Source organism: Actinorectispora metalli, assembly GCF_056323685.1.
On the sequence record NZ_JBREYE010000002.1, the window covers coordinates 107,407 to 131,690 of the forward strand.

The 24,284-nt window shown below is 69.5% G+C and carries 22 protein-coding genes; 18 read left to right on the forward strand and 4 right to left on the reverse strand.

Annotated elements, in window-relative coordinates; all coding sequences use genetic code 11:
- The first annotated feature begins 26 nt into the window (after positions 1–26).
- From ACU6XJ_RS20815 to ACU6XJ_RS20850, 8 genes are all read left to right on the forward strand, one after another.
- The gene (locus ACU6XJ_RS20815; RefSeq protein WP_476314309.1) at positions 27–956 is read left to right on the forward strand and encodes a pentapeptide repeat-containing protein; all 930 of its coding nucleotides are present in this window, start codon (positions 27–29) and stop codon (positions 954–956) included.
- Positions 957–1,113: 157 nt separating this feature from the next.
- Positions 1,114–3,123, forward strand: a complete 2,010-nt coding sequence (gene thrS / locus ACU6XJ_RS20820; RefSeq protein WP_476318552.1) for a threonine--tRNA ligase — start codon at positions 1,114–1,116, stop codon at positions 3,121–3,123.
- Positions 3,124–3,212: 89 nt separating this feature from the next.
- The gene (locus tag ACU6XJ_RS20825; RefSeq protein WP_476314310.1) at positions 3,213–4,445 is read left to right on the forward strand and encodes a Bcr/CflA family multidrug efflux MFS transporter; all 1,233 of its coding nucleotides are present in this window, start codon (positions 3,213–3,215) and stop codon (positions 4,443–4,445) included.
- A gap of 42 nt (positions 4,446–4,487) precedes the next feature.
- Positions 4,488–5,069: an HIT family protein gene (locus ACU6XJ_RS20830; protein ID WP_476314312.1), complete on the forward strand. Its 582-nt coding sequence runs from the start codon at positions 4,488–4,490 to the stop codon at positions 5,067–5,069.
- A 117-nt stretch (positions 5,070–5,186) separates the two neighbouring features.
- Entirely contained in the window at positions 5,187–5,795 is a 609-nt protein-coding gene (gene pgsA, locus ACU6XJ_RS20835) for a phosphatidylinositol phosphate synthase (protein WP_476318554.1), read from the forward strand.
- A complete protein-coding gene (locus tag ACU6XJ_RS20840) occupies positions 5,792–6,688 on the forward strand; it encodes a phosphatidylinositol mannoside acyltransferase (protein ID WP_476314314.1) in 897 nt (298 codons plus the stop codon). Before pgsA ends, ACU6XJ_RS20840 begins: the two co-directional genes overlap by 4 nt.
- A complete protein-coding gene (locus tag ACU6XJ_RS20845; RefSeq protein ID WP_476314316.1) occupies positions 6,685–7,818 on the forward strand; it encodes a glycosyltransferase family 4 protein in 1,134 nt (377 codons plus the stop codon). Before ACU6XJ_RS20840 ends, ACU6XJ_RS20845 begins: the two co-directional genes overlap by 4 nt.
- Complete coding sequence (locus ACU6XJ_RS20850) at positions 7,815–8,330, forward strand: NUDIX hydrolase (RefSeq protein WP_476314318.1); 516 nt, start codon at positions 7,815–7,817, stop codon at positions 8,328–8,330. Before ACU6XJ_RS20845 ends, ACU6XJ_RS20850 begins: the two co-directional genes overlap by 4 nt.
- Positions 8,331–8,559: 229 nt before the next feature.
- Here ACU6XJ_RS20850 and ACU6XJ_RS20855 read toward each other — a convergent pair whose 3' ends face one another.
- On the reverse strand, positions 8,560–10,692 hold the full coding sequence (locus ACU6XJ_RS20855; RefSeq protein WP_476314320.1) for an elongation factor G-like protein EF-G2: 2,133 nt from the start codon (positions 10,690–10,692) through the stop codon (positions 8,560–8,562).
- A 157-nt stretch (positions 10,693–10,849) separates the two neighbouring features.
- Here ACU6XJ_RS20855 and ACU6XJ_RS20860 point away from each other — a divergent pair, with 157 nt between their 5' ends.
- The gene (locus ACU6XJ_RS20860; RefSeq protein WP_476314322.1) at positions 10,850–11,347 is read left to right on the forward strand and encodes a pyridoxamine 5'-phosphate oxidase family protein; all 498 of its coding nucleotides are present in this window, start codon (positions 10,850–10,852) and stop codon (positions 11,345–11,347) included.
- Here the strand turns inward: ACU6XJ_RS20860 and ACU6XJ_RS20865 are convergent.
- Positions 11,344–11,991, reverse strand: coding sequence for a TetR/AcrR family transcriptional regulator (locus ACU6XJ_RS20865; RefSeq protein WP_476314324.1), 648 nt, complete (start codon positions 11,989–11,991; stop codon positions 11,344–11,346). The two genes, ACU6XJ_RS20860 and ACU6XJ_RS20865, sit on opposite strands and share 4 nt — an antisense overlap.
- A gap of 79 nt (positions 11,992–12,070) precedes the next feature.
- On the opposite strand from ACU6XJ_RS20865, the gene ACU6XJ_RS20870 reads away from it, so the two are divergent.
- The 5 genes from ACU6XJ_RS20870 (at position 12,071) to ACU6XJ_RS20890 (ending at position 19,236) form a co-directional block, all read left to right on the forward strand.
- Positions 12,071–13,279 carry an alpha/beta fold hydrolase gene (locus ACU6XJ_RS20870; RefSeq protein ID WP_476314326.1) on the forward strand — a complete coding sequence of 403 codons (1,209 nt, stop codon included), beginning with the start codon at positions 12,071–12,073 and terminating at the stop codon, positions 13,277–13,279.
- 184 nt (positions 13,280–13,463) lie between these two features.
- Entirely contained in the window at positions 13,464–14,414 is a 951-nt protein-coding gene (pdxS, locus tag ACU6XJ_RS20875) for a pyridoxal 5'-phosphate synthase lyase subunit PdxS (RefSeq protein ID WP_476314328.1), read from the forward strand.
- Positions 14,415–14,701: 287 nt separating this feature from the next.
- Positions 14,702–17,581, forward strand: a complete 2,880-nt coding sequence (locus ACU6XJ_RS20880; RefSeq protein WP_476314329.1) for an AfsR/SARP family transcriptional regulator — start codon at positions 14,702–14,704, stop codon at positions 17,579–17,581.
- A 126-nt stretch (positions 17,582–17,707) separates the two neighbouring features.
- The gene (locus tag ACU6XJ_RS20885; protein ID WP_476314331.1) at positions 17,708–18,151 is read left to right on the forward strand and encodes a hypothetical protein; all 444 of its coding nucleotides are present in this window, start codon (positions 17,708–17,710) and stop codon (positions 18,149–18,151) included.
- An 8-nt stretch (positions 18,152–18,159) separates the two neighbouring features.
- Entirely contained in the window at positions 18,160–19,236 is a 1,077-nt protein-coding gene (locus ACU6XJ_RS20890) for a hypothetical protein (RefSeq protein ID WP_476314333.1), read from the forward strand.
- 59 nt (positions 19,237–19,295) lie between these two features.
- Here the strand turns inward: ACU6XJ_RS20890 and ACU6XJ_RS20895 are convergent, their stop codons facing one another.
- Positions 19,296–19,850, reverse strand: a complete 555-nt coding sequence (locus ACU6XJ_RS20895) for a helix-turn-helix domain-containing protein (RefSeq protein WP_476314335.1) — start codon at positions 19,848–19,850, stop codon at positions 19,296–19,298.
- A gap of 118 nt (positions 19,851–19,968) precedes the next feature.
- On the opposite strand from ACU6XJ_RS20895, the gene ACU6XJ_RS20900 reads away from it, so the two are divergent.
- Both ACU6XJ_RS20900 and ACU6XJ_RS20905 read left to right on the forward strand, forming a co-directional pair.
- A complete protein-coding gene (locus ACU6XJ_RS20900) occupies positions 19,969–20,592 on the forward strand; it encodes an AzlC family ABC transporter permease (protein ID WP_476314337.1) in 624 nt (207 codons plus the stop codon).
- On the forward strand, positions 20,589–20,900 hold the full coding sequence (locus ACU6XJ_RS20905) for an AzlD domain-containing protein (RefSeq protein WP_476314338.1): 312 nt from the start codon (positions 20,589–20,591) through the stop codon (positions 20,898–20,900). The genes ACU6XJ_RS20900 and ACU6XJ_RS20905 overlap by 4 nt, the downstream gene beginning before the upstream one ends.
- 39 nt (positions 20,901–20,939) lie before the next feature.
- Here ACU6XJ_RS20905 and ACU6XJ_RS20910 read toward each other — a convergent pair whose 3' ends face one another.
- Entirely contained in the window at positions 20,940–21,401 is a 462-nt protein-coding gene (locus ACU6XJ_RS20910) for an Lrp/AsnC family transcriptional regulator (RefSeq protein ID WP_476314340.1), read from the reverse strand.
- A 110-nt stretch (positions 21,402–21,511) separates the two neighbouring features.
- Here ACU6XJ_RS20910 and ACU6XJ_RS20915 point away from each other — a divergent pair, with 110 nt between their 5' ends.
- Positions 21,512–22,660, forward strand: coding sequence for a trans-sulfuration enzyme family protein (locus ACU6XJ_RS20915; RefSeq protein ID WP_476314342.1), 1,149 nt, complete (start codon positions 21,512–21,514; stop codon positions 22,658–22,660).
- Between the two features lie 230 nt (positions 22,661–22,890).
- On the forward strand, positions 22,891–24,243 hold the full coding sequence (locus ACU6XJ_RS20920; protein WP_476318556.1) for an amino acid permease: 1,353 nt from the start codon (positions 22,891–22,893) through the stop codon (positions 24,241–24,243).
- Positions 24,244–24,284 lie beyond the last annotated feature (41 nt).

The following is a 24,284-nucleotide window of genomic DNA, read 5'->3' on the forward strand; positions in this document are numbered from 1 at the left end:
CCCGCACGGCACTTCCCATCCGATGGATGCTGCTCGCCGCGGGCTCGCTCCTGCTCATCCCCTTGGTCTGGTTGACGACGCAGCTGCTCGTCGCCCCACATGACGAGGCCGACTCGGTCGGGATCTCCGCGAGCCTGGTCGCCGACCTGGCAGGGCTCTGCGCGATTCTGCTGGCGGCGCACCGACTCCGCGTGGTGCAGGCCAGACTCGACGCGGAGGAAGACATCGCCCGGCGCCAGCGCGGCGCGCAGCTGTGCGCGACCATCGCGGGCCAACTCGGCGTCGAGGGCTCCGCACCCCGGCTGGCCGCGCCTTACGCGTTGGAGCGGCTGGCCGCGGACAACCCGGGGCTGCGGCAGACGGTGGTCAACATCGTCTGCTCCTACCTGCGCACCGCGCTGCCGGACCAGCCGCAGGTGCGCCTCGCGGCCCAGCAGGTGCTGGCAGGTCAGCTCCGCTGTGACCCGGACGGCCCGGAGATCGACGTCGACCTGGCCGGGGCCATCCTGATGGACTTCGACCTGGCGGGCTGCACGGTGCGCGACGCGGTGTTCACCAAGGCCGAGTTCCGCGGCGTGACCAGCTTCAGCGGCGCCCGCTTCACCGGGCACGCCGCCGTCGACTGGGCGGCCTTCCGCGGACCCGCCTGGTTCACCGAGACCGCCTTCCGCTGCCCGGCGTGGTTCGCGGGCGCCGACTTCGCCGACGAGACCACCTTCGCGGGCGCCCGCTTCCTCGGCCCCGCCCACTTCGACGGCGCCCGGTTCGTGCGGTCCGCAGATTTCGAACAGGCCTGGTTCCACGCCGACGTCAACCTCGCCGACTGCCTGCCGGTCCAGCTGTTCGACGCCCGCACCCGCAAGAGCGGCAACACCGTCCGCCGGTGGCCGGTCGGTTGGCGCGAACTCCCCGCCGAACGCGACGGCTGGGCACCCCTGGGCCGAGTCACCGTCTGAGCGGCGACCCCCGCGGCGGAAACCGGGAGGAAGCGCACCGCGCCGGACGGCTAGCATCGACGCGTTGCGGCCGTCCAGGGCCGATCGTGTGACCACCACTTCGCAAGGAGAGACCGTGTCCCAGGCTTCGAGTACCCCCGCCGAGCTGATCTCGCGCGTGAAGGTGCCCGCCGGGACTACCGCGGGCGCCGCGGTGCGGGAGGCCGGGCTGCCCGGCAAGGGCTCCGACGCGATCCTGGTGGTCCGCGACCCCGAGGGCCGCCTGCGCGACCTGTCCTGGTCGCCCGCCGAGGACGTCGAGGTCGAGGCCGTCGCCGCGAACACCGACGACGGGCGCAGCGTGCTCCGCCACTCCGCCGCCCACGTGCTGGCCCAGGCCGTGCAGCAGGAGTTCCCCGAGGCCAAGCTGGGCATCGGCCCGCCCATCAAGGACGGCTTCTACTACGACTTCGACATGCCGCGCCCGTTCACGCCCGAGGACCTGCAGGCGCTGGAGAAGCGCATGAAGCAGATCATCAAGGGCTCCCAGCGGTTCTCCCGCCGCCTGTTCTCCTCGTTGGATGAGGCCAAGGCCGAGCTGTCCGCCGAGCCGTACAAGCTGGAGCTCGTCGACATCAAGGGCGATGTGGACACCTCCGAGGTGATGGAGGTCGGCGGCGGCGAGCTGACCATCTACGACAACCTCGATCCGCGCAGCGGCGAACAGGTCTGGGGCGATCTGTGCCGCGGCCCGCACGTGCCCACCACCAAGCACATCCCCGCGTTCAAGCTGATGCGCTCCGCCGCCGCGTACTGGCGCGGCGACCAGCGCAACCCGCAGCTCCAGCGCATCTACGGCACCGCCTGGGAGTCCGCGGAGGCCCTGGAGCAGCACCTCGAGCTGCTGGCCGAGGCCGAGCGCCGCGACCACCGCAGGCTGGGCAACGAGCTTGACCTGTTCAGCTTCCCCGACGAGATCGGCTCCGGCCTCGCCGTGTTCCACCCCAAGGGCGGGGTGGTGCGGATGGCGATGGAGGACTACTCGCGGCGCCGCCACGAGGAGGCGGGGTATGAGTTCGTGTACTCCCCGCACATCACCAAGAGCGCCCTGTTCGAGACCTCCGGCCACCTGGACTGGTACGCCGACGGCATGTACCCGCCCATGCACCTTGACGCGGAACTGGACGAGGACGGCAAGGTCCGCAAGCCCGGCCAGGACTACTACCTGAAGCCGATGAACTGCCCGTTCCACAACCTGATCTACCGCTCCCGCGGCCGGTCCTACCGCGAGCTTCCGCTGCGGCTGTTCGAGTTCGGCTCGGTGTACCGGTACGAGAAGTCCGGCGTGATCCACGGCCTGACCAGGGTGCGTGGCATGACGCAGGACGACGCGCACATCTACTGCACCCGCGAGCAGCTTCAGGACGAGCTGAAGTCGCTGCTGGGCTTCGTGCTCGACCTGCTGCGCGACTACGGCCTCGACGACTTCTACCTCGAGCTGTCCACCCGCAACGAGGAGAAGTACGTCGGCGACGACGAGAGCTGGGAGCAGGCCACCGAGGCACTGCGCGAGGCCGCCGAGGCCTCGGGCCTGAAGCTGGTGCCCGACCCGGGCGGCGCGGCGTTCTACGGGCCGAAGATCTCCGTGCAGGCCAAGGACGCGCTGGGCCGCACCTGGCAGATGTCGACCATCCAGGTCGACTACTTCCTGCCCGACCGGTTCGACCTCACCTACACCGCCCCCGACGGCTCCCGGCAGCGCCCGGTCAAGATCCACCGCGCGTTGTTCGGCTCCATCGAGCGCTTCTTCGGCGTGCTCACCGAGCACTACGCGGGTGCCTTCCCCGCGTGGCTGGCGCCGGTGCAGGTGGTCGGTATCCCGATCGCCGACGAGCACGTCGAGCACCTCCAGTCGGTCGCCAAGTCCCTGCGCACCAAGGGCGTGCGGGTCGAAGTGGACGCGGGCGACGACCGGATGCAGAAGAAGATCCGCAACCACACCTTGCAGAAGGTCCCGTTCCTGCTGATGGCGGGCGCCAAGGACGTCGAGGCGGGCGCGGTCTCCTTCCGCTTCCGCGACGGCTCCCAACTCAACGGAATCCCCGCCGAGCAGGCGGTGGAGGCCATCACCACCTGGATCGCCCGCCGCGACAACACCTCACCCACCGCGGAGACGTTCCCCGTGTGACGTGCTGCTCAGTTGCCGCTGAGCGGGAAGACCGCACTGCGCCCCCCGGTTCACCACTGGTCGGATGACCTGGTGAATTGGGGGAGCAGATGACGGCAGGACTAGAGCAGCGAACCGCGCCCGATGCCATCACCGGGAAGGCGCGGGTGAAACTGGCGGTCCTGCTCGGCGCGCTGGTGGCGTCCACCCCGCTGTCGATCGACCTGTACCTGCCCGCGTTCCCCCAGCTTGCGCTGGACCTGCACACCCAGGCCGCGCAGGTGCAGCTCACCCTGACCGCGTTCCTCGTGGGCATGGCGCTGGGCCAGATCATCTCCGGCCCGCTCAGCGACGCCTACGGCAGGCGTAAGCCGCTGATGATCGGGCTGGCCGCCTACGTCCTGGTCACGGTGCTGTGCGCGCTGGCCCCGTCGGTGGAGATGCTCATCGTGCTGCGTTTCGCCCAGGGCCTGGCGGGCGCGGCGAGCATGGTGATCTCCCGCGCCGTGGTCGCCGACCGCTACAACGGGGTCGCGGCGGCCAAGTTCTTCTCGATGCTGATGCTGATCACCGGGCTGGCGCCGATCCTGGCCCCGATGATCGGCGGCCAACTGCTGCGGATCACGACCTGGCCCGGCCTGTTCATCGCGCTCGCCGTCTACGCGGTGCTGCTGATCGTCGCCGTCGCGGTGGCCCTGCCGGAGACCCTGCCCGTCGAACGGCGCCGCGCGGGCAGCCTCGGTCAGACGCTGCGCACGTTCCGGATGCTGCTCTCCGACCGCCGATTCGTCGGCTATACCCTGTCCGGCTCGCTGGTGCTCGCCGCGATGTTCGCCTACATCGCGGGCTCCCCGTTCGTGCTGCAGCAGGTGTACGGCATGAGCCCGCAGGCGTTCAGCCTGGCCTTCGGCGCCAACGCGCTCGGCATCATGCTGGCAGGCCAGCTCAACGGCTGGCTGGTCGGCCGGGTCGACGTGCAGCGCATGCTGGTGATCGGCCTCGGCGTCAGCCTGGTGTCGGGCCTCGCCCTGCTGGGCGCGGCGGCCGCCGGGCTGGGCCTGGTGTTCCTGCTGCCACCGCTGTTCCTGGCCGTGGCCATGGTCGGCATCGTGGCGCCCAACACCTCGGCGCTGGGCCTGGCCGCGCACCGGGAGACCGCGGGCACCGCGGCCGCGTTGATGGGCGTCGCGCAGTTCCTCGTCGGTGCGTTGATCGCGCCGCTGGTCGGGCTGATCGACGCACCCGCCGCCATCCCGATGGCGGTGGTCATCGCGGTGTGCCTGGCGGCCGCGGTGGCGCTGCACGTGCTGCTCAGCAGGACACGCCCGCTGCCCGCGGGCTGAGAGGCATCACCCCCGGTGACGGCGCACCTCTAGGATCGGGTCATGGGTGAGCCACGCCTGAACACGGACCTCGCGGCGGGACCGGAATTCGTCGGCCAAGAAGGAGTCGGCATTCCGGACCCGCTGCAGCGGCTGTGGACCCCGCACCGCCTCGCCTACATCAAGGGCGAGGGCAAACCCGAGGGCGCCGAGTCCGCGGGCTGCCCGTTCTGCGCGGTCACCGCGCTGGACGACTCCGACGGGCTGCTGGTGGCCCGCGGCGCGCTGGTCTACGCGGTGCTCAACCTCTACCCGTACAACCCCGGCCACCTGATGGTGCTGCCGTACCGCCACGTGCCCGACTACACCGACCTCACCCCCGAGGAGACGGTGGAGTTCGCCGAGTTCACCCAGCGCGCGATGCGCGCCATCCGCTTCGCCGCCGCCCCGCACGGCTTCAACATCGGCATGAACCAGGGCACGGTGGCAGGTGCGGGCATCGCCGCCCACCTGCACCAGCACGTCGTCCCCCGCTGGGGCGGCGACGCGAACTTCATGCCGGTGGTCGGCCACACCAAGGTCGTCCCCCAACTCCTTGGCGAGACCCGCGACCTCCTTGCCGAAGCCTGGCGCAAGGTCTCCTGAGACAGGGAACCTAAAGAAAGATCATCTTTTGGGTGGGCTGTCGTTACCGGCGGGTCCGCATCGGACGGTTAGGCTCGACGGTGATGCCACTGCTGCCGGTAGGTGCCCGAGAAGACGATGTTGAACCTGCGTGCCCGAGAATCGGTCTCTCGCGCTCTTGAGCCCGTTGGCGCCTGGTTGGTGCGCCGCGGGGTGACGGCCGATGCCATCACCGTGGTCGGGACGACGGGCACGGTGGCGTGTTCGGTGTGGCTGGTGCCCGCCGACCAGCTGGTCGCCGCCTCACTGTCGATCACCGTGTTCGCGATGTTCGACCTGATCGACGGCGCCGTGGCCAGGGCCCGCGACGGCGGAAGCGCCTTCGGCACCGTGCTCGACGCCACCTGCGACCGCATCGCCGACGGCGCCCTGTTCGGCGCGCTGGTCTGGTGGTGCTTCACCCACAACGAGCGCCCGCTGGCCGTCGCGGCGCTGATCTGCCTGGTCGCCGCCCAGGTCATCTCCTACGTCCGCGCCAGAGCACAGGCCACCGGCTTGCAGGCCGACGGCGGCCTGGTGGAGCGCGCCGAGCGGTTCATCATCGCGCTGCTCGGCATGTTCCTGCACGGCCTCGGCGTGCCCTATGCCCTGCACATCGCGCTGTGGCTGCTGGCCGTGCTGGCCGTGATCACCATCGGCCAGCGCTTCGCCGCCGTGCACGCCAGCGCGCGGGACGCCGGGCGATGACCACCCGGGACCGCCTGCTCGACCTCGGCTACGCGGCGGCGTGGCGCACCGTTCCGCTGCTGCCCGCCACCGCGACCCGCCGCCTGTTCGAATCCGGCGCCGCCGCGGCCGCCCGCCGCGGGGGAGCGGACCAACTGCGCCGCAACTTGGCCAGGGTGTGCCCGGACGCCGACGCGGACGCGCTCGCCGAGGAGGGCATGCGGTCCTACGGCCGCTACTGGGCCGAGGCCTTCCGCATGCCCGCCATGGACCTGGCCGAGGTGCACCGCCGCATCGACGCGGTGGCCGAGGGCGCCGAGCACGTCGACGCCGCCAGAGCCGCGGGCCGCGGCATCGTGCTGGCACTGCCGCACTGCGGCAACTGGGACGCCGCGGGTGTCTGGCTCGCCCGCCGGATCGGCACGTTCAGCACCGTCGCGGCCAAGCTGAACCCCGAGTCGCTGTACCGCCGCTTCGTCGCCTACCGCGAAGCGCTCGGCTTCGAGGTGCTCCCGCTGACCGGCGACGGAGCCCCCGCCAGCACCCTGGCCCGCCGCCTGCGCGACGGCGGCGCGGTCTGTCTGCTCGCCGACCTCGACCTCACCGCGGGCGGCGTCGAGGTGCGGCTGTTCGGCGAAGTCGCCACCATGCCCTCGGGTCCGGCCCGGCTGGCCCGCAGCACCGGCGCCGCGCTGCTCCCGGTGGGCTGCTGGTTCACCGAGAACGGCTGGGGCCTGCGCATCCACCCACCGTTATCCGTGCCGCCAGGCCGGGACGGCGTGCGCCAGGCGACCCAGCGACTAGCCGACGTCTTCGCCGCCGAGATCGCCGAGCACCCCGCCGATTGGCACATGACCCAGCCCATCTGGCTCGCCGACCGCGCCCCGCGGGCCAGCCTGGAGGCTGTGTCGTGAGGGTCGGCCTGGTCTGCCCGTACTCCTTCGATGTGCCCGGCGGAGTGCAATCCCACGTGCTCGACCTGGCCGCAGCCCTGCGCGCCCGGGGCCACCGGGTGGAGGTGCTGGCCCCCGCCGAGGACGACAGCATGCTGCCCGACTTCGTCACCCCCGCGGGCCGCGCCCTGGGCATCCCCTACAACGGCTCGGTCGCCAGGCTCGCCTTCGGCCCCGTCACCTACGCCCGCGTCCGCCGCTGGCTGCGCGAGCACTCCTTCGACGTGCTGCACCTGCACGAACCCAACGCGCCCAGCCTCTCCATGCTCGCCCTCACCATCGCCGACGGCCCCGTGGTCGCCACCTTCCACACCGCCACCCCGCGGTCCCGCGCGCTGGCCGCGATGCAGGGCGTACTGCAACCATTCCTGGAGAAGATCACCGCCCGCATCGCCGTGTCCGCCGTGGCTCGCCGAGTGCAGGTCGAACACCTGGGCGGCGACGCGGTGGAGATTCCCAACGGCGTCGACGTCGGCTTCTTCGCCGACGCCGCCCCCCTCTACCCACCGGATGGCCGCACTCTGGTCTTCGTCGGCCGCTACGACGAGCCCCGCAAGGGCATGCCCGTCCTCATCGAAGCCCTCCGCCCGCTCGCCGAACCCCGCGACCTGCGCCTGCTCGTCGTCGGCCGCGGCGACGCGGCGGCCCTGCGCCGCCAGGCAGGCGGCGCGCTGGCCGATCGGATCGTCCTGCTCGGCCAGACCGACGACGCGACCAAGGCCGCCGCTTTGCGTTCCGCCACGGTCTGCTGCGCCCCGAACATCGGCGGTGAGAGCTTCGGCATCGTGCTGACCGAGGCGATGGCAGCAGGCACCCCCGTGATCGCCAGCGATCTGCCCGCCTTCCAACGCGTCCTGGACGGGGGAGCGGCGGGCGTGCTCACCCCCGTCGGCGCCGCGGCGCAGCTGACCACCGCCCTGGGCACTCTGCTCGATGACCCGGACCAGCGCCTCAAGCTGACCGAGGCGGCGGGCCACCGAGTCCGCGAATGCTACGACTGGAACGTGGTGGCGGCGAAGGTGATCCAGGTGTACGAGGCCGCGATAGCCGCACATCCCGTCCACGAGGTGCGCGAAGGCCCCGCCGCGTGAACCTCCTGCTGGTGCTGCTCGCCGTCGTCGCCCTGCTCGGCGCCTGGCTCCTGATCACCGCCAACCGCTTGGACCGCCTGCACATCAGAACGGATGCCGCCTGGGCCGCCTTGGACGCAGCGCTGGCCAGGCGTGCCCTGGTGGCCCGCCTCATCGCAGGCACTGCCCAGTCGCCATTGACGAGGCTGACCCGCCTGCACGCACTCCGCGCCGCCGCCGACCGCGCCGAGGCAGCGCCAAGACCCGACCGCGAAACCGCCGAGAACGAACTCACGGCCCAGTTGTCCGAAGTGGACAGATCAGTGCTGCCGATCGCGTTGCGCGACGAGCTCATCGCGGCCGAACAACGCGTGGTGCTGGCCCGCCGCGTCTACAACGACGCCGTCCGCGACACCCTGCATCTGCGTCTACGCCGCCGAGTCCGCTGGCTCCACCTCGCGGGCACCGCCCCCCGCCCGGCGTACTTCGAAATAGCGGAACCACCGCCGGAACCGGGACTTCGCTCCGCCTGAGGCTTCTCCCTGTTACATGCGGTCCATGTTCGCCGCCACGCTGGTGGACGTCGACACCGCAGAGATCGAGTTCAGGGTCGCTCAGCGAACACGTCGCCAAGTATCGGACGCTTCGTGGTGGCGGTTTCGCTCGCAAGCCGCGTATCGCTGTGCTGGCGCATTGCCATGCACGCCAGACCAAGCCGCTCGCGTTCAGGTCAGGACGAACGCGAGCGGTTGAGGTAGTCCCTCACGTTGCCTTGGTGACCAGTGCTTCCGGCATGGGTTCGTAGCGGACGAACTTGCGGGTGAACGTCGCGGTGCCCGAGGTCAGGGCCCGCAGGTCGACCGCGTAGCGCAGCAGCTCCGTGGCCGGAACCTCCGCCCGCACGATCGTGCGGCCCGGCGATCCCGGATCGGTGCCCAGTACCCGGCCGCGGCGGCTGGACAGGTCGCCCAGTACCGAGCCGAGGTGGTCATCAGGGCAGTTCACCGCTACCTCGTCCAACGGCTCCAACACCGAGAGCCGCGCGTTCTGGGCGGCGTCCTTCAGCGCCAGAGACCCGGCGGTCTGGAACGCGGCGTCCGAGGAATCGACACTGTGCGCCTTGCCATCCACCAAGGTCACCCGCAGATCCACCACCGGCCGACCACTGGCCAACCCGCGTTCCATCTGCGCGCGGACACCCTTCTCCACGCTGGGAATGAACTGGTTCGGCACCGCCCCACCTACGACCTTGACCAGGAACTCGAAACCGCTGCCCCTGGGCAGCGGTTCCACCTGGATGTCGCACACGGCGTATTGCCCATGCCCGCCGGACTGCTTCACATGCCGCCCGTGGCCCTTGGCCCCGCTGCTGAACGTCTCCCGCAACGGAACCTCGACGTTCTCCGTATCCACCTCGGCCCCGCCTGCCCGCAGCCGGTGCAGCACCACATCGGCATGCGCCTCGCCCATGCACCACAACACAAGCTGGTGCGTCTCCGGGTTGCGCTCCATCCGCAGCGTCGGGTCACCCGCGGTGAGCCGAGCCAGGTTGCGAGCCAGCGTGTCCTCGTCACTCCGGCTGCGGGCCACCACCGCCACCGGCAACAGCGGTTCCGGCATATCCCACGGCGCCATCAGCAGCGGACGTTCCGGCGCCGAGATCGTGTCCCCGGTCTCCGCCGAGGTCAGCTTGGTCAACGCGCAGATATCGCCCGCCACGCAGAACTCCACCTCGCGCAAATTCGAGCCCAGCGGCGAGTACACGTGCGCCGCCCGCTCGTCGGCGTCGTGATCCTGATGCCCACGATCGGCGAGCCCGTGACCGGAGATATGCACCGACCCCTCCGGGCGCAGCGTCCCGGAGAACACCCGCACCAACGACACCCGCCCGACATAGGAGTCCACCGTCGTCCGCACGACCTCCGCGGCAAGCGGCCCGGCAGGATCGGCCCGCAGCGGCTCGACCGCCTTGCCGTCCGGCGTGGTCACCTCGGGCAGCGGGTGCTCCAGCGGCGACGGAAAACCGCGGGTAATCAACTCCAACAGCTCCGCCATGCCGACCCCGGTCAACGCACACACCGGCAGGACCGGGTGAAACGCCCCCCGGGCCACCGCCTTCTCCAGATCGGCGATCAGTGTCTGCTGGTCGATGTCCTCACCGGCCAGATACCGCTCCATCAACGACTCGTCTTCGCTCTCCGCGATGATCCCCTCGATAAGCTCATTGCGCGCCGCCGTGATCCGCTCCCGGTCCCCGGCATCGGGATCACGCTGCGCGGGAATCGGCCCCGTGCTGTGGTCGAAAAGCTGCTGCGACAACAACCCCAGCAGTCCGGTCACCGCGCCGTCCGCGCCCGTGACCGGCAAGTACAACGGCAGCACCCCGCTGCCAAAGGCGTCCTGACAGGCAGCCAACTCGGCATTCGCATCCGCCCGGTGATGATCCAACCGGGAAACCACGACAGCTCGCGGCATCCCGACAGCAGCGCACTCCTGCCACAGCGCCACCGTCGCCGGATCGACACCCTCCGCCGCGCAGACGACGAACAACGCGGCATCCGCCGCCCGCAACCCCGCCCGCAACTCACCAACATAATCGGCGTAGCCCGGCGTATCGATCAGGTTGATCTTGTAACCCTCATACGCGAGCGGAGCGACCGCCAGTGCCACCGACCGCTGCTGCCGGACAGCCGCCGGATCGTGGTCGCACACCGTGGTCCCGTCGGTCACCGACCCAGCCCGCCCAATCGCCCCCGCGGTAGCGAGAAGCGCCTCGGCCAACGACGTCTTCCCAGCTCCAGACGGCCCCACCAGAACCACATTCCTGATCATGGCCGGGTCGGATACAGCGACCGCGGCTCCGGCACCACCGTTCTCGGTGTTCTTCGACCCCATCGGGCCACCTCCGCATGAGTTGTTCAACCGATGTCGGCCAGCTCCGGGTTTCGCGCGACACCCACGCCCGGCCTGGGTACAACTGAGCCTTGGCCGATCCCACACCCATATGAGCCACGTCACAACCCCATCGGCGAACTCACAACCAGGAGGACGAATGTCCAGGCCTGCCGCACCCCAAGCCGAACCCGCCCGGCACGCAGGCCGCACTGTCACCGGCCAACCCCTCGACTGGTCCTGGGCCCAACACCTCCTGCACACCGCCCGCGGCTACTGGATCGCCACCGCCACCCCCGCACGCCACCCCTACACCCGCCCGGTCTGGGGCATCTGGACACCCGCCGGTTTCTGGTTCTCGACCGCTTCCTCCCTCATTCAGAACCTCCCACCCGATGCCCCCGTCACCGTCCACCCCGAAAGCACCGACGAGGTGGTCATCGTCGAAGGCACCGCCCGCCGCAGCACCGACCCCACCGACTTGGCCGAATTCGTCACGGCCTTCCACACCAAATACGACGTCCAGTTTCACGTCACCGCCGCTGAAGTAGCCGACACCGAAGGCAACCAGGGTCCGGTAATCCACGTCCGCCCCCTCCGCGTCCTCGGCTGGGGCAGCGACTTCGAACGCACCACCCGCTGGCGATTCGCGTCCTAGCCCCGCCTCCCCTGATCCTCTCCGGCCGGGATACCCGAAGGGGACTGGTGGAGGCCGAGGGTGCGGGTGAGGTGAGTGGTCCACCAGCGGAGTTGGGAGGCGGAAGTGGTGGCTGCCTGGCCGGTGAGACCTGCGCTGCGGCGGAAGGCCGGGCCGTACAGGGGCTCGGTGGCGAGGGCTTGGTGGAGGGCGGCGACGGCAAGTCGGGTGTCCTCGACTGGAATGCCTGCGGGGTCGGGCCGCAGGGCGTGGAGCGCGTCGACGATCGGGTCCAGCATCCCCGATCCCTCGTCCCGCCATCCGGCGGCGTGCAGCGCCGCGGCCAACTCGCCGTAGCCCTGGCGGTAGAAGTCCGCCAAGGCCTCGACCAGCTCACCGAGATCGGCGCCGCGGTCGAGCCAGGACCCCAGCACCTCCTCCACGCCAGCCCGGATTTTCCGGCCGCCATGGCGCAGCAGAGCTTCCAGTAGACGGTCACGGGTGCCGAAGTGGTGATTGACCCCCGCATCGGTCATGCCGACGCGGGTGGCGATGGCCCGGACCTGGACGGCGGCCACCCCGCCCTCGGCCAAGAGCCTCTCGGCGGCGTCCAGGATCAGGCGCCGTGCCTCGTCGGGAGGACGGCGCACCCGCGAACGTGTCACCCGCCAACCTTACCTTGACAGGCCAAGGCAAGAGTCCCTACCGTCCTACCTTGACCCCACAAGGTAACGAGGAGCCAGTATGGTCGACCCGCTCGTCCTTCGGGAACGGCGCATCGCCCGCCCGGATGCGGTCCTGCGAGGGATGGAGGTCGGCGACGGGCCGACCGTTCTGCTGCTCCACGCCGGTGGTGAACGCCGCCAGGTGTGGACGCCGGTCATCGACGTCCTTGTCGGTACCGGATTCCGGTGCGTGGCCTTCGATCAGCGCGGCCACGGTGACAGCGGCGGCTCGCCGCGGGCGCTCGCGCCCTACGCGGACGACGTCGCCGCCATGCTCCACGCCGAGCCACCGGGATGCGTGGTCGTCGGCGCTTCGCTGGGCGGGCTCGCCGCCATCGCCGCTCTTGGCGATGCGGCGGTGCGAACGAGGGTGGCGGGCCTCGTGCTGGTGGACGTCGTACCCGACCTCGAGCCCCGGCGGGTCCGCCGCTTCCTCGCCGCAATCGGCCTCCAGGACACCCACACCGAGATCCTCGACGACATCCTCGCCCAGGTGCCGCGGCTGCGGCAGGCCACCACGGAGCTCGACCTGCCCCTCCTGCTGGTCCGCGGCGGCAGCGGGTCACCAGTCGAAGACGAGGACGTCGACCAACTGCTGCGCCTGGCTCCGCACGCCACGGTGACCCGCATCGGCGATGCCGGACACCTCATCGCCCGGGACCGACCGTCGGCGTTGGCCGAGACCATTGCCGCCGTCACCACCGAGTGGCCTGCGCTGGCGCTCCTGCGTGATCTCGACGCGGGTCAGGTCGGCCATCCCGGCGGGCACCTTCTCGACCACCTCCAGCGGGTGCACCGACTGGTGGTCGACTGGGGTGGAGGCCGACGCGTACGCCTCGCCGCGCTCTGCCACGCCGCATACGGCACCGACGGCTTCCCACCCGCGTTGCTGCCGTTGGACCGGCGAGCCCGCCTGCGGGAGGCGATCGGCGACGAGGCCGAGGCACTCGTCTACCTCTACGACGCCTGCGACCGGACCAAGACCTACGCCCGCCTCGGCGCGACACCGCTCCCGCTCACCGACCGCTTCACCGGTGAGGTCGTCGCCCTGGCCGCAGGTGACCTCACCGACTTCGCTCTCCTCACCATCGCCAACGAACTCGACGTCGCCCGCACCGCTCCACTCACCTGCGAAGCCCGCCGCGACATCCGAACCCTCATCGCCCTGCTGGCGGTCTACGCCCCCGACGCCGCAGCCCAGGCTCTCGCCGACCCTGCCATGCTCTGAAGCCTCGTCAACCACCCCCCTGTCGCTGCCGTCACATGCAGGCCATTTTGTGGGCTGTCAAGCCAAGTGGCCTGCTTGAAGTAGGCCACATTGGCATGCTTGACCAGGCCACGCCGGACGTACTCTGGAACCGCGCGGAACCGCCGCGCGTCCCCAGGCAACCACCGAACGGGTGGTGATCCCCATGAGGAAAGGCTCCAGAGTGACTGCTCCCGACGCTGCCCCGGCCACCCCCGAACAGGCCGGGACCACCCACGCCACCGGTACCGCGCGTGTAAAGCGCGGTATGGCGGAGATGCTCAAGGGCGGAGTGATCATGGACGTGGTCACCCCCGAGCAGGCCAAGATCGCCGAAGACGCCGGTGCGGTCGCGGTCATGGCGCTGGAGCGGGTGCCCGCCGATATCCGTGTCGAGGGCGGCGTGGCCAGGATGAGCGACCCCGACATGATCGAGGGCATCATCGGTGCCGTGTCCATCCCGGTCATGGCCAAAGCCCGCATCGGCCACTTCGTCGAAGCCCAGGTCCTTCAGTCCCTGGGCGTGGACTACATCGACGAGTCGGAGGTGCTCACCCCCGCCGACGAGGCGAACCACATCGACAAGTGGGCCTACACCGTTCCCTTCGTCTGTGGCGCCACGAACCTCGGTGAAGCCCTGCGCCGCATCGCAGAAGGCGCGGCCATGATCCGCTCCAAGGGCGAGGCGGGCACCGGCAACGTGGTCGAGGCCACCCGCCACATGCGTCAGATCCGTGCCGACATCCGCAGGCTCACCGTGCTCGACGAGACCGAGCTGTTCGCCGCCGCCAAGGAACTGCGGGCGCCGTTCGAGCTGGTCAAGGAGATCGCCGAACTGGGCAAGCTGCCGGTGGTGCTGTTCACCGCGGGCGGCATCGCCACCCCGGCCGACGCCGCGATGATGATGCAGCTGGGTGCCGAGGGTGTGTTCGTCGGTTCCGGAATCTTCAAGTCCGGTGACCCCGCCAAGCGCGCCGAGGCCATCGTCGAGGCCACCACGTTCCACGACGACCCCGACGTCATCGCCAAGGTCTCCCGGGGTCTCGGCGAGGCCATGGTCGGCCTCAACGTCACCGAACTCCCGGAATCCCAGCGCTACGCAGGCCGCGGCTGGTGATCCGCCTCTCTCTCAGGTGTGCCGGCGGTCCAGCCAGGACCGTCGGCACACAGCTGTTCACTGCTCGAGAGGTCTTCCATCGATTTCTTGGAACCTGCCGGAAATCCTCGGGCTGACACTCGCACTGAATGAGTTCGGCTGTGAACATTCGATCAGTAGGTCGGCACAAAGGCCGGCCGATCTTGTGCCAATTCATCTGGGAGTTATCAACTGTCGCGGGTTTCTCATTACTTGGCGTTCTTTCGATGAAGTAACACAATATGTGAATGATCCGGCACAGTGGGTGAATGGACTTCCGAATTCTGGGTCCGTTGACCGTGCGCCACAACGGCGTCGACTTCCCGCTGGGCGGGTCGCGCCAGCAGGCGGTCCTGGCGGCGTTGCTCCTGCGTGCCAATCACGTCGCCGGCGTCGACTATCTCGCCGAGGCGGTCTGGGAACTTCCGCCCGCCAGACCTGCGTCCAATCTGCGGACCTATATCTCAGGGCTGCGCCAGTGCTTGCCCGACGGAGGTGCCCGCATTCAGACCCGGCCGGGGGGTTACTTGCTCGTGGCCGCAGAGGATGAGCTGGATCTGGCCGTCGCCGAGCGACACATCGTCGCCGCGGATGCGGCACGACAGGCCGGAGACGTCAGCCTCGCCGCCAAGGAGTATGGATGTGCCCTGAAGCTGTGGCGGGGTAGTCCGTTGGGCGGCTTGGCTTTCGGTGCGCCCCTCGCTGCCGAAGTCACCCGGCTCACCGAGCTGCGACTGAGTGTCCTGGAACGACATATCGACTCCCGCCTGACACTGGACCTGCACGGTGAGCTCGTTGGTGAACTTCGCACCCTGGTCGCCGAGTATCCGCTGCGCGAGCAGCTGTGGGTGCATCTGCTGCGGGCCCTGCACGGCAGTGGCAGGCGGGCCGACGCGCTGCTGGCCTATCAGGAGGTCTACCACCTGCTGGACACCGAACTCGGCGTTGCGCCTTGCGCGGCCTTGCGCGAACTGCACGCTCAGCTGCTGACCGATGACCCGGTCCAAGAGGTCACTCGCCTGCCACGTCAGCTCCCCGCGCTCGTGCGGCCCTATCTGGGCAGGACGGCCGAACTCGCCGAGGCCGAGGCGCTGCTGCGGGCAGGCGCCATCGTCATCGCGACGGGGCCGCCCGGTGTCGGCAAGACCGCCTTCGCAGCCCAGGTGGCTCATCGGCTGCCCGGACAGTTCCCGGATGGGCAACTGTGGGTCAACCTGCGCGGTGCCGATCACGACCCGGAAGAACCGGCCGACGTACTGGCCCGGTTCCTCCGGGATCTCGGGGTGGCCGGGGTGGACGTACCCCTGGCAATCCGTGAACGCTCGGCTCTTCTCCGGGCGCACCTGGCCGAGCGGAGGGTGTTGCTGGTGCTGGACAACGCAGCCACCGAGGCGCAGATCCGGCCACTGCTGCCGGACTGCCCTGGCAGCGCGGTACTCATCACCAGTCGCAGTCGGCTGACCGGTCTGGACACCACGGCACGTATCCGGCTGGACGCCCTGGGCCCGGCGACGGCGGTCCGACTCCTCGACCGCCTCGCCGGGACCGTGGACACGGACAAGGCCGCGGTGATGAGGGTGGCGCAGTTGTGCGGCGGGCTACCGCTGGCGCTGCGGATCGTGGGCACGAAACTGCGCTCGTTGCCGCACTTGAGCACCGCGAGCATGGCGCGTCGCCTGGACGAAGAACGGCACCGCCTGGACGAACTCGTCGGTGGTGACCGTGGACTGCGTGCGAGCTTCCACTTCAGCTACTCAAGCCTGCCCGCGCCTGCCCAGCGGGCGTTCCGGTTGCTGTCCTTGGCCCCGGGCCCGAGCTTCCCCGCGTGGGCTGCCGCGGCCGTCTGCGGTTGCGACCTGCGCGCTGCGGAGCGGCTCCTTGACCACTTGGTCGAGGCGAACCTGGTGGAATGCGTGTGGGGCGCCACCGGCCGGGTGCGGTACCACTTCCACGACTTGTTGCGGCTGTTCGCCGGGGAACGTGTCCGGTCGGACAGCACCTCGAATGAGCGCGCGGCCGCCGCGCATCGGCTGAACGCCGCGTATCTACACGTGACGCGCCATGCTGACGCGCGTTTGGAGTTCGGTGGGATGGCGCGCCACCACCCGCCGGTCGTGGATCTCGGTGCACCGGGGCTCCTCGACGAGCTGATCGCCGACGCGCCTGCCTGGTTCGACGAGGAACTCCCCGTCCTGCTGGCCATCCAGGAAAACGCCGAGCGCACCGGACAGGACGAGCTCGCCTGTCAGCTGACCGGGTATCTCATGGCCTACTTGGAGTTCCGCGCCCAGTGGGACCATCTGCGGCGAGCAGGCCACCTGTCCCTGCTGGCCGCCCGGCGGATAAACAGCCCCCTCTGGACAGCGTTGGCGTTGTTCGCGATGGGCTTCGCCGCACGTGAACGACGGGACCTGGCACACAGCGCGGAACTGTTCGAGCAGTGCCTGCGACTGTTGCCCGAAGCCGACGACGCACGGCTCGACGTGCTGGTCCGGCTGGCTGTCGGTGTTGGCCTGCGCCTGCAAAGCAGACTTCCCGAGGCCGCGCGGTGTTTCGACGACTGCCTGACACGGCTGAGACAGCTCGACCTACCCCGCTGGTACGGCTACACAATGCGCGAGTTCGGTGTTCTGCACCGGTACCGCGGCGACTGGCAGGGAGCCGAAAGATACCTTCGGAAGGCCGCCGACGTTTTCACCCAGCTCGGCGACCACCGCTGGCTCGCCGCGTCGCTGCGTGAACTGGGCATCGTTCGCTGGGAACAGGACGATACGGCGGGCGCGGCGAACCTGTTATACGCCAGCCGCGCCACGTTCGCCGAGCTCGGCGACCGGCGCCGCGAAGCCGGGGCCTGGCGCAGCCTCGCGCTGCTGCACCTGCGATCCGGCAACGTGGACGCCGCACTCACCCACGCCACCCGCAGCCGCGATCTCTACTCCCAGACCCTGGATCGTTTCGGCAAAGCCTGCACCGAGATCGTCCTCGGTGAGATCCACCTATCCCGGGGCGACTATCGACTGGCCCAGGACATGCTCCGCAGCGGACTCTCAGCGGTCGAATCCGACCACAACGACCGATGGGCCTGGCGCGCCCGCGAACAGCTGGCGCGGTTGCCGTCACTGACCCCTTCGACACCCGCCCCTCGGTAACCCGACGGATTCGCGAGCAGGCCGTTACCCGGGAGGTGTCTGGGCGAGATCTGGGCGGGGCTTGGGCGAGCTGTGCGAGACCGTTGCTCCCGCACGAAGACCGTCTCGTTCAGGGAGGTAACGAGCATGACCAGGATCAGGAATCTCGTGGTGGGCGGCGCCACCGCCCTCATGCTGGCGGGGGGTGTGCTGATGGCAACGCCCGCGAGCGCGGCCTACGCGAAGAAGGATTGCACCGACAGCAAGGGGCACAACGGGATCAGCTCGACGGAGTACACGAACAGCGGCGGCGTGAAGACCATCGTCATGTTCAGGTACCAAATCACGGGAGGTACGACGGGCGGGGAGAGCAATGTCCTGATCAATCTTCAGGAGAACAGGTCAGGCGGCAGCGACCCGAACCTCCACTCGTATCGGAACGACAACGCCGAGCACAACACGCCGTACCGCTACCGCCCGGCGACACCGCTGAAGTACCCGGCCAGCAAGAAGTTGTTCACCAAGACCCAGTTCATCTTCGACGTCTCCGGCCCCGACCCCAGCTGCACGGCGCGGACCGCCGACTTCTGATGAGTTCGATGACCACGCCGCGCACCAGCGGCCTCGTCCGGCACGGTCGATCGACCGTGCCGGGCGGGCGCCCGGCCTGGGCGGCGCTCCTCGCGGCTTTCGTGCTCACCGGGTGCGCGGCCGCGCCCGACACTGCCGACCCGAATGCGCTCCCGTTGTGCGCGGACGCCTCAGGCGCGGTGGTGATCACCCAGGACCAACCCGGAATGCGCGCCTACGACCCGGCTGGAGCACAACGGTGGCATACCGCCGATGCCGAGCGGTTTACCACGGCCATCGGGGATTGCACGACCCAAGTGTCGTCCTCATCCATCACCGGCTGGCGGGACGCTTCGTCGCGTGATGCCGTCCCCGAGGTTCGAAGGGCAGACGGGAGCACCGTGCCGTGGCCGACGGGTGGAGACACCGCCAAGTTTCTGGTCGTGGCCGCGACCGGTATCGGCAGCGGGGTGGTCGTGACCGCCGACGGTGATGTCGCCACGCTGCGCGTGCAACGCGATGGCCACTTCACCGGGGCCACCGAACAGTTGTCCGCGAGTGAGCTGAACTTCGCCCTGTCGCCCGACGGCGAGGCGGCTGTGGTCTACGACCGCGGCACGCTGGTCACCGCGGCCCGCGGTCCCCAGGGATGGGAGATCACCGGCAAGCAACGGCCGAGCCAACCTGTCACGGCGGTGTTCGTGCGCGACCGCGACAGCTATGTCACCGCTGTCGACGAGAAGTACCACCTGCATGAGCCTGGTGGCTCTCGGTCTCTGGCTGCCAGGCTCGAGTTCAGCGATATGCACCTGTCCGATCGGCACCTCGTGTTGATGCGGCGGACGTCCGACAGCAGCGGCGACCGCACCGACGTGGCGATACTCGACCCCCAACTACACCGACTGCATACCCTGAGCTTCTCCGCGATCGTGCAGGTATCCGATCTCGCCGACGGCGGTGTGCTACTGAGCGTTCCAGGACGCGCCATGGTCGTGCAGGGGGCTGATATCCAGGAGGTCGCCGGGCCTGGCTACCTGTACGCCACTCGTGACAACCGATTCCTACGGGTCCAACGAGACACGGTGTCGTTCACCGCCCGGCCATGAGCGGCACGCGGTTCGTGGCTGTCCTCGAGACGCCAGGCAGATCCGCATCAGCCCGTGTGTCAGCTGTGTTCCATGATCAAGACGACCACCGTGTTCTCGGCGAGCGCCTCGTACAGGTGGGGGACTTCGCCGGAGAAGCAGGCGTAGTCGCCCTCGTCCAGTTCCACCGGATCGTCCGACGGGCCGGTGCGGACCCTGCCGTGCACCACGGCGACGTGCTCCATCGAACCCGGGATATGCGGTTCGGCATGCCGGGTCGCACCGGGCTGCATCTCCATCAGATACACCTCATGCCGCGCGCCCGAGGGGAATGACGCCACCAGCGTTCCGGTGAACTCCGACTGGTCGGACCTCAGCTCCACTCGCTCGGCGGCTCGGACGATCTTGACGGTTGGACGTGGCGGTTCGACAAGGCGGCTGAACGGCACCCCGAGGGCGACGGCCAGTGCCCAGAGCGTCTCCACGCTCGGGTTCCCCACCGCCGATTCCAGCTGGGACAGGGTGGACTTGGCGATGCCGGCACGTTTGGCCAGTTCGCTCAACGAGACCCCGATGCGCTCCCGTTCACGCCGCAGGGCGGCCGCGATGATCCGCAGGGGAGAGTCGTTCGACATATCGATCCAACCGTTCTCCTTGACGAACACGGGCGTGGCGTGTTCACCATAGACTATGGTTCGTTCGATACTTCGAACACTTGGGGCGGACAAAGCGCTCCAACGAGACATCGCCGCCATGGCCGCCGCCGTGGGGCTCGTGGGGGTCTCCTTCGGCGCCATGGCCGCCGCGGCGGACATACCGCTTTACCTGATCATGATGATGTCACTGCTGGTCTTCGCGGGCGGCTCCCAGCTCATGGCCGTCGGCGTGATCGCCGCGGGTGGCGCCCCGCTGGCCGCCGTGCTCGCCGGACTGCTGCTCAACCTGCGGCACCTGCCGTTCGGACTGGCGCTGACCGATGTGCTCGGCCGCGGGCCCGCAGGCCGCCTCATCGGCAGTCACCTGCTCCTCGACGAAAGCGTCGCCTTCGCCGTGGCCCAACGTGATCCGGTACGGGCCAAGGCCGCCTACTGGGGCAGCGGCCTCGCCATCTTCATCTGCTGGAACATCGCATCCGTACTCGGTGCGCTGCTCGGCAACGCCGTCAGTGACCCGCAGGTGTTCGGCGTGGATGCGGCCTTCCCCGCCGCCCTGCTGGCGCTGCTGCTGCCCGCGCTGCGCCAAGGCCTGCGCACACCGCTGCTCGGCGCCGCGCTCGCGGTGGCGGCCGTGCCGCTGCTGCCACCCGGTCTGCCCGTACTGATCGCGCTGCTCGCCCTGATCACCCAGATCCGCACGCCGAAGGAGGCTCGCGCATGACCGTCTACGCCGTCCTATTGCTGGCCGCGGGCACCTACGCGACCCGGCTGGCGGGCCCGCTGCTGCGCGACCGCATCGAGCTGTCCGACCGGACCGCCGCGCTGTTCACCACCGCGGCGACCACCCTGCTCCTGGCGCTGGTGGTCACCGCCACCGTCTACGACTCCGATGGCGGCTTCGGCGGCTGGTCCCGCCTCGCGGGCGTGGCCGCGGGCGGCATCGCCGCCTGGCGCCGCGCGCCCTTCGTCCTCGTGGTCCTGCTCGCGGCGGGCACCACCGCCGGCCTCCGGGCACTGGGCATCTCCTGACCGGCGCACGCGCGGAACGGAACGCGGTTCCCTGCGCCGCTAGTCCGACAGCACGTGTGGCGAAGGCGGAATCACGTCCTTCTCCACATGCGCGAACATCAGCTGCGTGTGCAGTTGGGTCACCTCGCGGCGGTTGGTGAAGCCGTCCAGCACCAACCGCTGCAGGTGATCCGGATCGGCCACCGCCACCTGCACCAGGAAGTCGTCAGGACCCGCGACATGCGAGACCGAGACCGTCTCCGGCAGCGACAACACGTAGTCCATGAACGGTGCCACGATGGCCCTGGTGTGTGGCCGCACCCGCACCGCGATCACGGCCCGCAGCGGCCGACCCAGCGCGGGCAGGCTCACCTGAGCGCGGTAGCCGGTGATCACCCCGCGCTCACGCAGCGCCCGGTGCCGCACCAGGCAGGTCGACGGCGCCACCGACACCGCGTCGGCCAGATCCTTGTTGGGCAGCCGAGCGTCCTTCTGCAACTCCCTGACGATGGCCGCATCCACCGAATCAAGCACGGAAAACCGCCGATCAACTGGTATTTGATTCGACAATAACCCTATATCACCGCAGATCAGGGTGCAATTTGTCAGGAAGGGCGAACAAGGAGGGCGCAATGACGGGTCTTCGCACGCTGGCGGTGCACTCGGGACGGCAGGGATTATCCGAACTCGGCGTACACGCGCCGCCGCTGGACCTGTCCAGCACCTACCCGCTGCCTGATCAGCACGCGGGTGGAGAGGCGCTGCAAATGCTCGCCGAGGGCGCCGAGACCGCGGCCTCCCCGGTGTACGCGCGGCTGGGCAACCCGACGGTGGCCCGCTTCGAGCAGGCGCTGGCCGCCATGGAGAACACCGGCGCCGCCGTCGCGTTCGCCAGCGGAATGGCCGCCATGACCGCGGTGCTGCTGGCCACCGGCCGCCGCCACGTGATCGCCGTCCGCCCGCTCTACGGCGGCACCGACCACCTGCTGGCCAGCGGGATGCTCGGCGCGGAGGTCAGCTACGTCGACCCGCACGGCGTGGCCGACGCCGTGCGCCCCGACACCGGACTGGTCATCCTGGAGTCGCCGACCAACCCCTGCCTGGACCTCATCGACATCGCCTCGGTGGTCCGCCAGGCCAAGCACGCTCCGGTACTGGTGGACAACACCTTCGCCACCCCGGTCCTGCAGAACCCCGCCCGGCACGGCGCCGCCTACGTGCTGCACTCCGCAACGAAGTACCTCGGCGGCCACGGTGACGTGCTCGGCGGTGTCGTCGCCTGCTCCCACGAACGCGCCGCCGCGCTGCGCCAAGCCCGCATCCTCACCGGCTCCGTGCTGCACCCGCTCGCCGGCTACCTGCTGCACCGCGGGTTGCAGACCCTGCCACTGCGGGTCGAGGCCGCCCAGGCCACCGCGACCAAGCTGGCGCGGATGCTCGCGAACCATCCGCAGGTGCGCTCGGTGCGCCACCCCAGCCTCGCCGACCCCAACGGTCTGCTCGGCACTCAATTGCGCGGACCCGGCGCCATGCTCGCCTTCGAAACCGTCGGCGACCCGATCACCGTGGTCGGCAAGCTGCGGCTGATCACCCCGGCGGTCAGCCTCGGCTCCGCCGATACCCTGATCCAGCACCCCGCCTCGCTGACCCACCGCCTGGTCCCGGCGGAAACCCGCCAGGCCTGTGGCGTGTCCCCGCACCTGCTGCGGCTGTCCGTCGGCTTGGAGAACGCCGAGGACATCTGGGCCGATCTAGACGGGGCACTCCGCGGCGCCATGTGAATGTGACGTGGATAACGCTTGCCCTGAGTGTGAATACGCTCTCGACCCTGGTTATGGTCCCTCGGCTATGAGTCTTTCCCGCGTCGGCGCGCAACCCTGCCCCGACGTGGGAGCGGGAGGGATCTGACCACGTGGAATCGACGCTGCAACCGCAGCCCCCGACCCCGGCGAACACAGGCGCCGAGGTCGACGAGGGCTATGCCAAATCACTGACAAACCGACAGGTCCAGATGATCGCCATCGGCGGGGCGATCGGCGTCGGCCTGTTCCTGGGGGCGGGCGGTCGCATCGCCGCCGCAGGACCCGGCCTGATCATCACCTACGCCCTGTGCGGTATCGCCGCGCTGTTCGTGATGCGGGCACTCGGCGAACTCGTCATGCACCGCCCCACCGCGGGCAGCTTCGTCGAGTACGCCCGTGAGTTCGTCGGCCCCTGGGCGGGTTTCGCCAGCGGCTGGATGTACTGGGTGAACTGGGCGATGACGGGCATCGCCGAGATCACCGCCGCCGCGCTCTACATCCACAAGTGGTTCCCCGACGTGCCGCAATGGCTGAGCGCGCTGATCGCACTCGTCGTGCTGCTCGCCATCAACCTGCTCTCGGTGAAGCTGTTCGGTGAGCTGGAGTTCTGGTTCTCCGTGATCAAGGTGCTGGCCATCGTGGTCTTCCTGTTCACGGCGATCGGCCTGGTCATGTGGGGTGCCGATATGGGCGACGGCGCCCACGCGGGCGTCTCCAACCTGACCGCGCACGGCGGCTTCCTGCCCGCGGGCCTGCCCATCGCGCTGCTGGCCATGCAGGGCGTGATCTTCGCGTACTCCGCGATCGAGCTTGTCGGCATCGCCGCGGGCGAAACCCAGAACCCGCGCAAGGTGCTGCCCAAGGCCATCAACGGCGTCGTCTGGCGCATCGGCGTGTTCTACATCGGCTCGGTGCTGCTGCTGGTCATGGTGCTGCCCTGGACCTTCTACGAAGGCGGCGTCAGCCCGTTCGTCACGGTGTTCTCCCGCCTCGGCGTGCCCATGGCCGGTGACGTGATGAACGCCGTGGTGCTCACTGCGGCGCTGTCCTCCTGCAACTCCGGCCTCTACTCGACGGGTCGCATCCTGCGCTCGCTGGCCAACAAGCAGGAGGCGCCGCGCTTCGCGGGCCTGATGAGCTCCCGGCAGGTGCCCTACGGCGGCATCCTGCTCACAGCCTTCGTCTACCTGCTCGGCGTCGTGCTGAACGCGGTGCTGCCCGCGAAGGCATTCGACATCGCCGTGAACGTGGCCTCCGTCGGCGTGCTCACCACGTGGATCACGCTGCTGTACTGCCAGATCCAGCTGCGCAAGAAGTCGCTGCGCGGTGAGGTGAAGCGGCCCGACTTCCGGCTGCCGGGTGCCCCGTACACGGCGTGGGCCACGCTGTTCTTCCTGGTGCTGATGCCGCTGCTCGCGGTGGCCTCGGACGACTGGACGCAACAGCTGTCCATGGCGCTGGTGCCAGTCCTGGCGGTGCTGCTGGTCATCGGCTGGCAGGTGGCCAAGCGGGCCAAGGCGCGAGCCGCCGTGCCGGTGCCGACGGCCAAGGACCTATCCTGAACAGGTAGAACAGGTCGTGGGCGCCGCGTTCGACGCGGCGC

Bases quoted from the DNA above. Each gene is read 5' to 3' on its own strand.
- ACU6XJ_RS20895 (WP_476314335.1), bottom strand. From the start codon at position 19,850: ATGTCGAACGACTCTCCCCTGCGGATCATCGCGGCCGCCCTGCGGCGT.
- ACU6XJ_RS20815 (WP_476314309.1), top strand. From the start codon at position 27: ATGCTGCTCGCCGCGGGCTCGCTCCTGCTCATCCCCTTGGTCTGGTTG.
- ACU6XJ_RS20885 (WP_476314331.1), top strand. From the start codon at position 17,708: ATGACCAGGATCAGGAATCTCGTGGTGGGCGGCGCCACCGCCCTCATG.
- ACU6XJ_RS20840 (WP_476314314.1), top strand. From the start codon at position 5,792: ATGACCACCCGGGACCGCCTGCTCGACCTCGGCTACGCGGCGGCGTGG.
- ACU6XJ_RS20900 (WP_476314337.1), top strand. From the start codon at position 19,969: ATGGCCGCCGCCGTGGGGCTCGTGGGGGTCTCCTTCGGCGCCATGGCC.
- ACU6XJ_RS20860 (WP_476314322.1), top strand. From the start codon at position 10,850: ATGTCCAGGCCTGCCGCACCCCAAGCCGAACCCGCCCGGCACGCAGGC.
- ACU6XJ_RS20830 (WP_476314312.1), top strand. From the start codon at position 4,488: ATGGGTGAGCCACGCCTGAACACGGACCTCGCGGCGGGACCGGAATTC.
- ACU6XJ_RS20855 (WP_476314320.1), bottom strand. From the start codon at position 10,692: ATGGGGTCGAAGAACACCGAGAACGGTGGTGCCGGAGCCGCGGTCGCT.
- ACU6XJ_RS20825 (WP_476314310.1), top strand. From the start codon at position 3,213: ATGACGGCAGGACTAGAGCAGCGAACCGCGCCCGATGCCATCACCGGG.
- pgsA (WP_476318554.1), top strand. From the start codon at position 5,187: ATGTTGAACCTGCGTGCCCGAGAATCGGTCTCTCGCGCTCTTGAGCCC.
- pdxS (WP_476314328.1), top strand. From the start codon at position 13,464: ATGAGGAAAGGCTCCAGAGTGACTGCTCCCGACGCTGCCCCGGCCACC.
- ACU6XJ_RS20890 (WP_476314333.1), top strand. From the start codon at position 18,160: ATGACCACGCCGCGCACCAGCGGCCTCGTCCGGCACGGTCGATCGACC.
- ACU6XJ_RS20905 (WP_476314338.1), top strand. From the start codon at position 20,589: ATGACCGTCTACGCCGTCCTATTGCTGGCCGCGGGCACCTACGCGACC.
- ACU6XJ_RS20870 (WP_476314326.1), top strand. From the start codon at position 12,071: ATGGTCGACCCGCTCGTCCTTCGGGAACGGCGCATCGCCCGCCCGGAT.
- ACU6XJ_RS20915 (WP_476314342.1), top strand. From the start codon at position 21,512: ATGACGGGTCTTCGCACGCTGGCGGTGCACTCGGGACGGCAGGGATTA.
- ACU6XJ_RS20880 (WP_476314329.1), top strand. From the start codon at position 14,702: ATGGACTTCCGAATTCTGGGTCCGTTGACCGTGCGCCACAACGGCGTC.
- ACU6XJ_RS20920 (WP_476318556.1), top strand. From the start codon at position 22,891: ATGATCGCCATCGGCGGGGCGATCGGCGTCGGCCTGTTCCTGGGGGCG.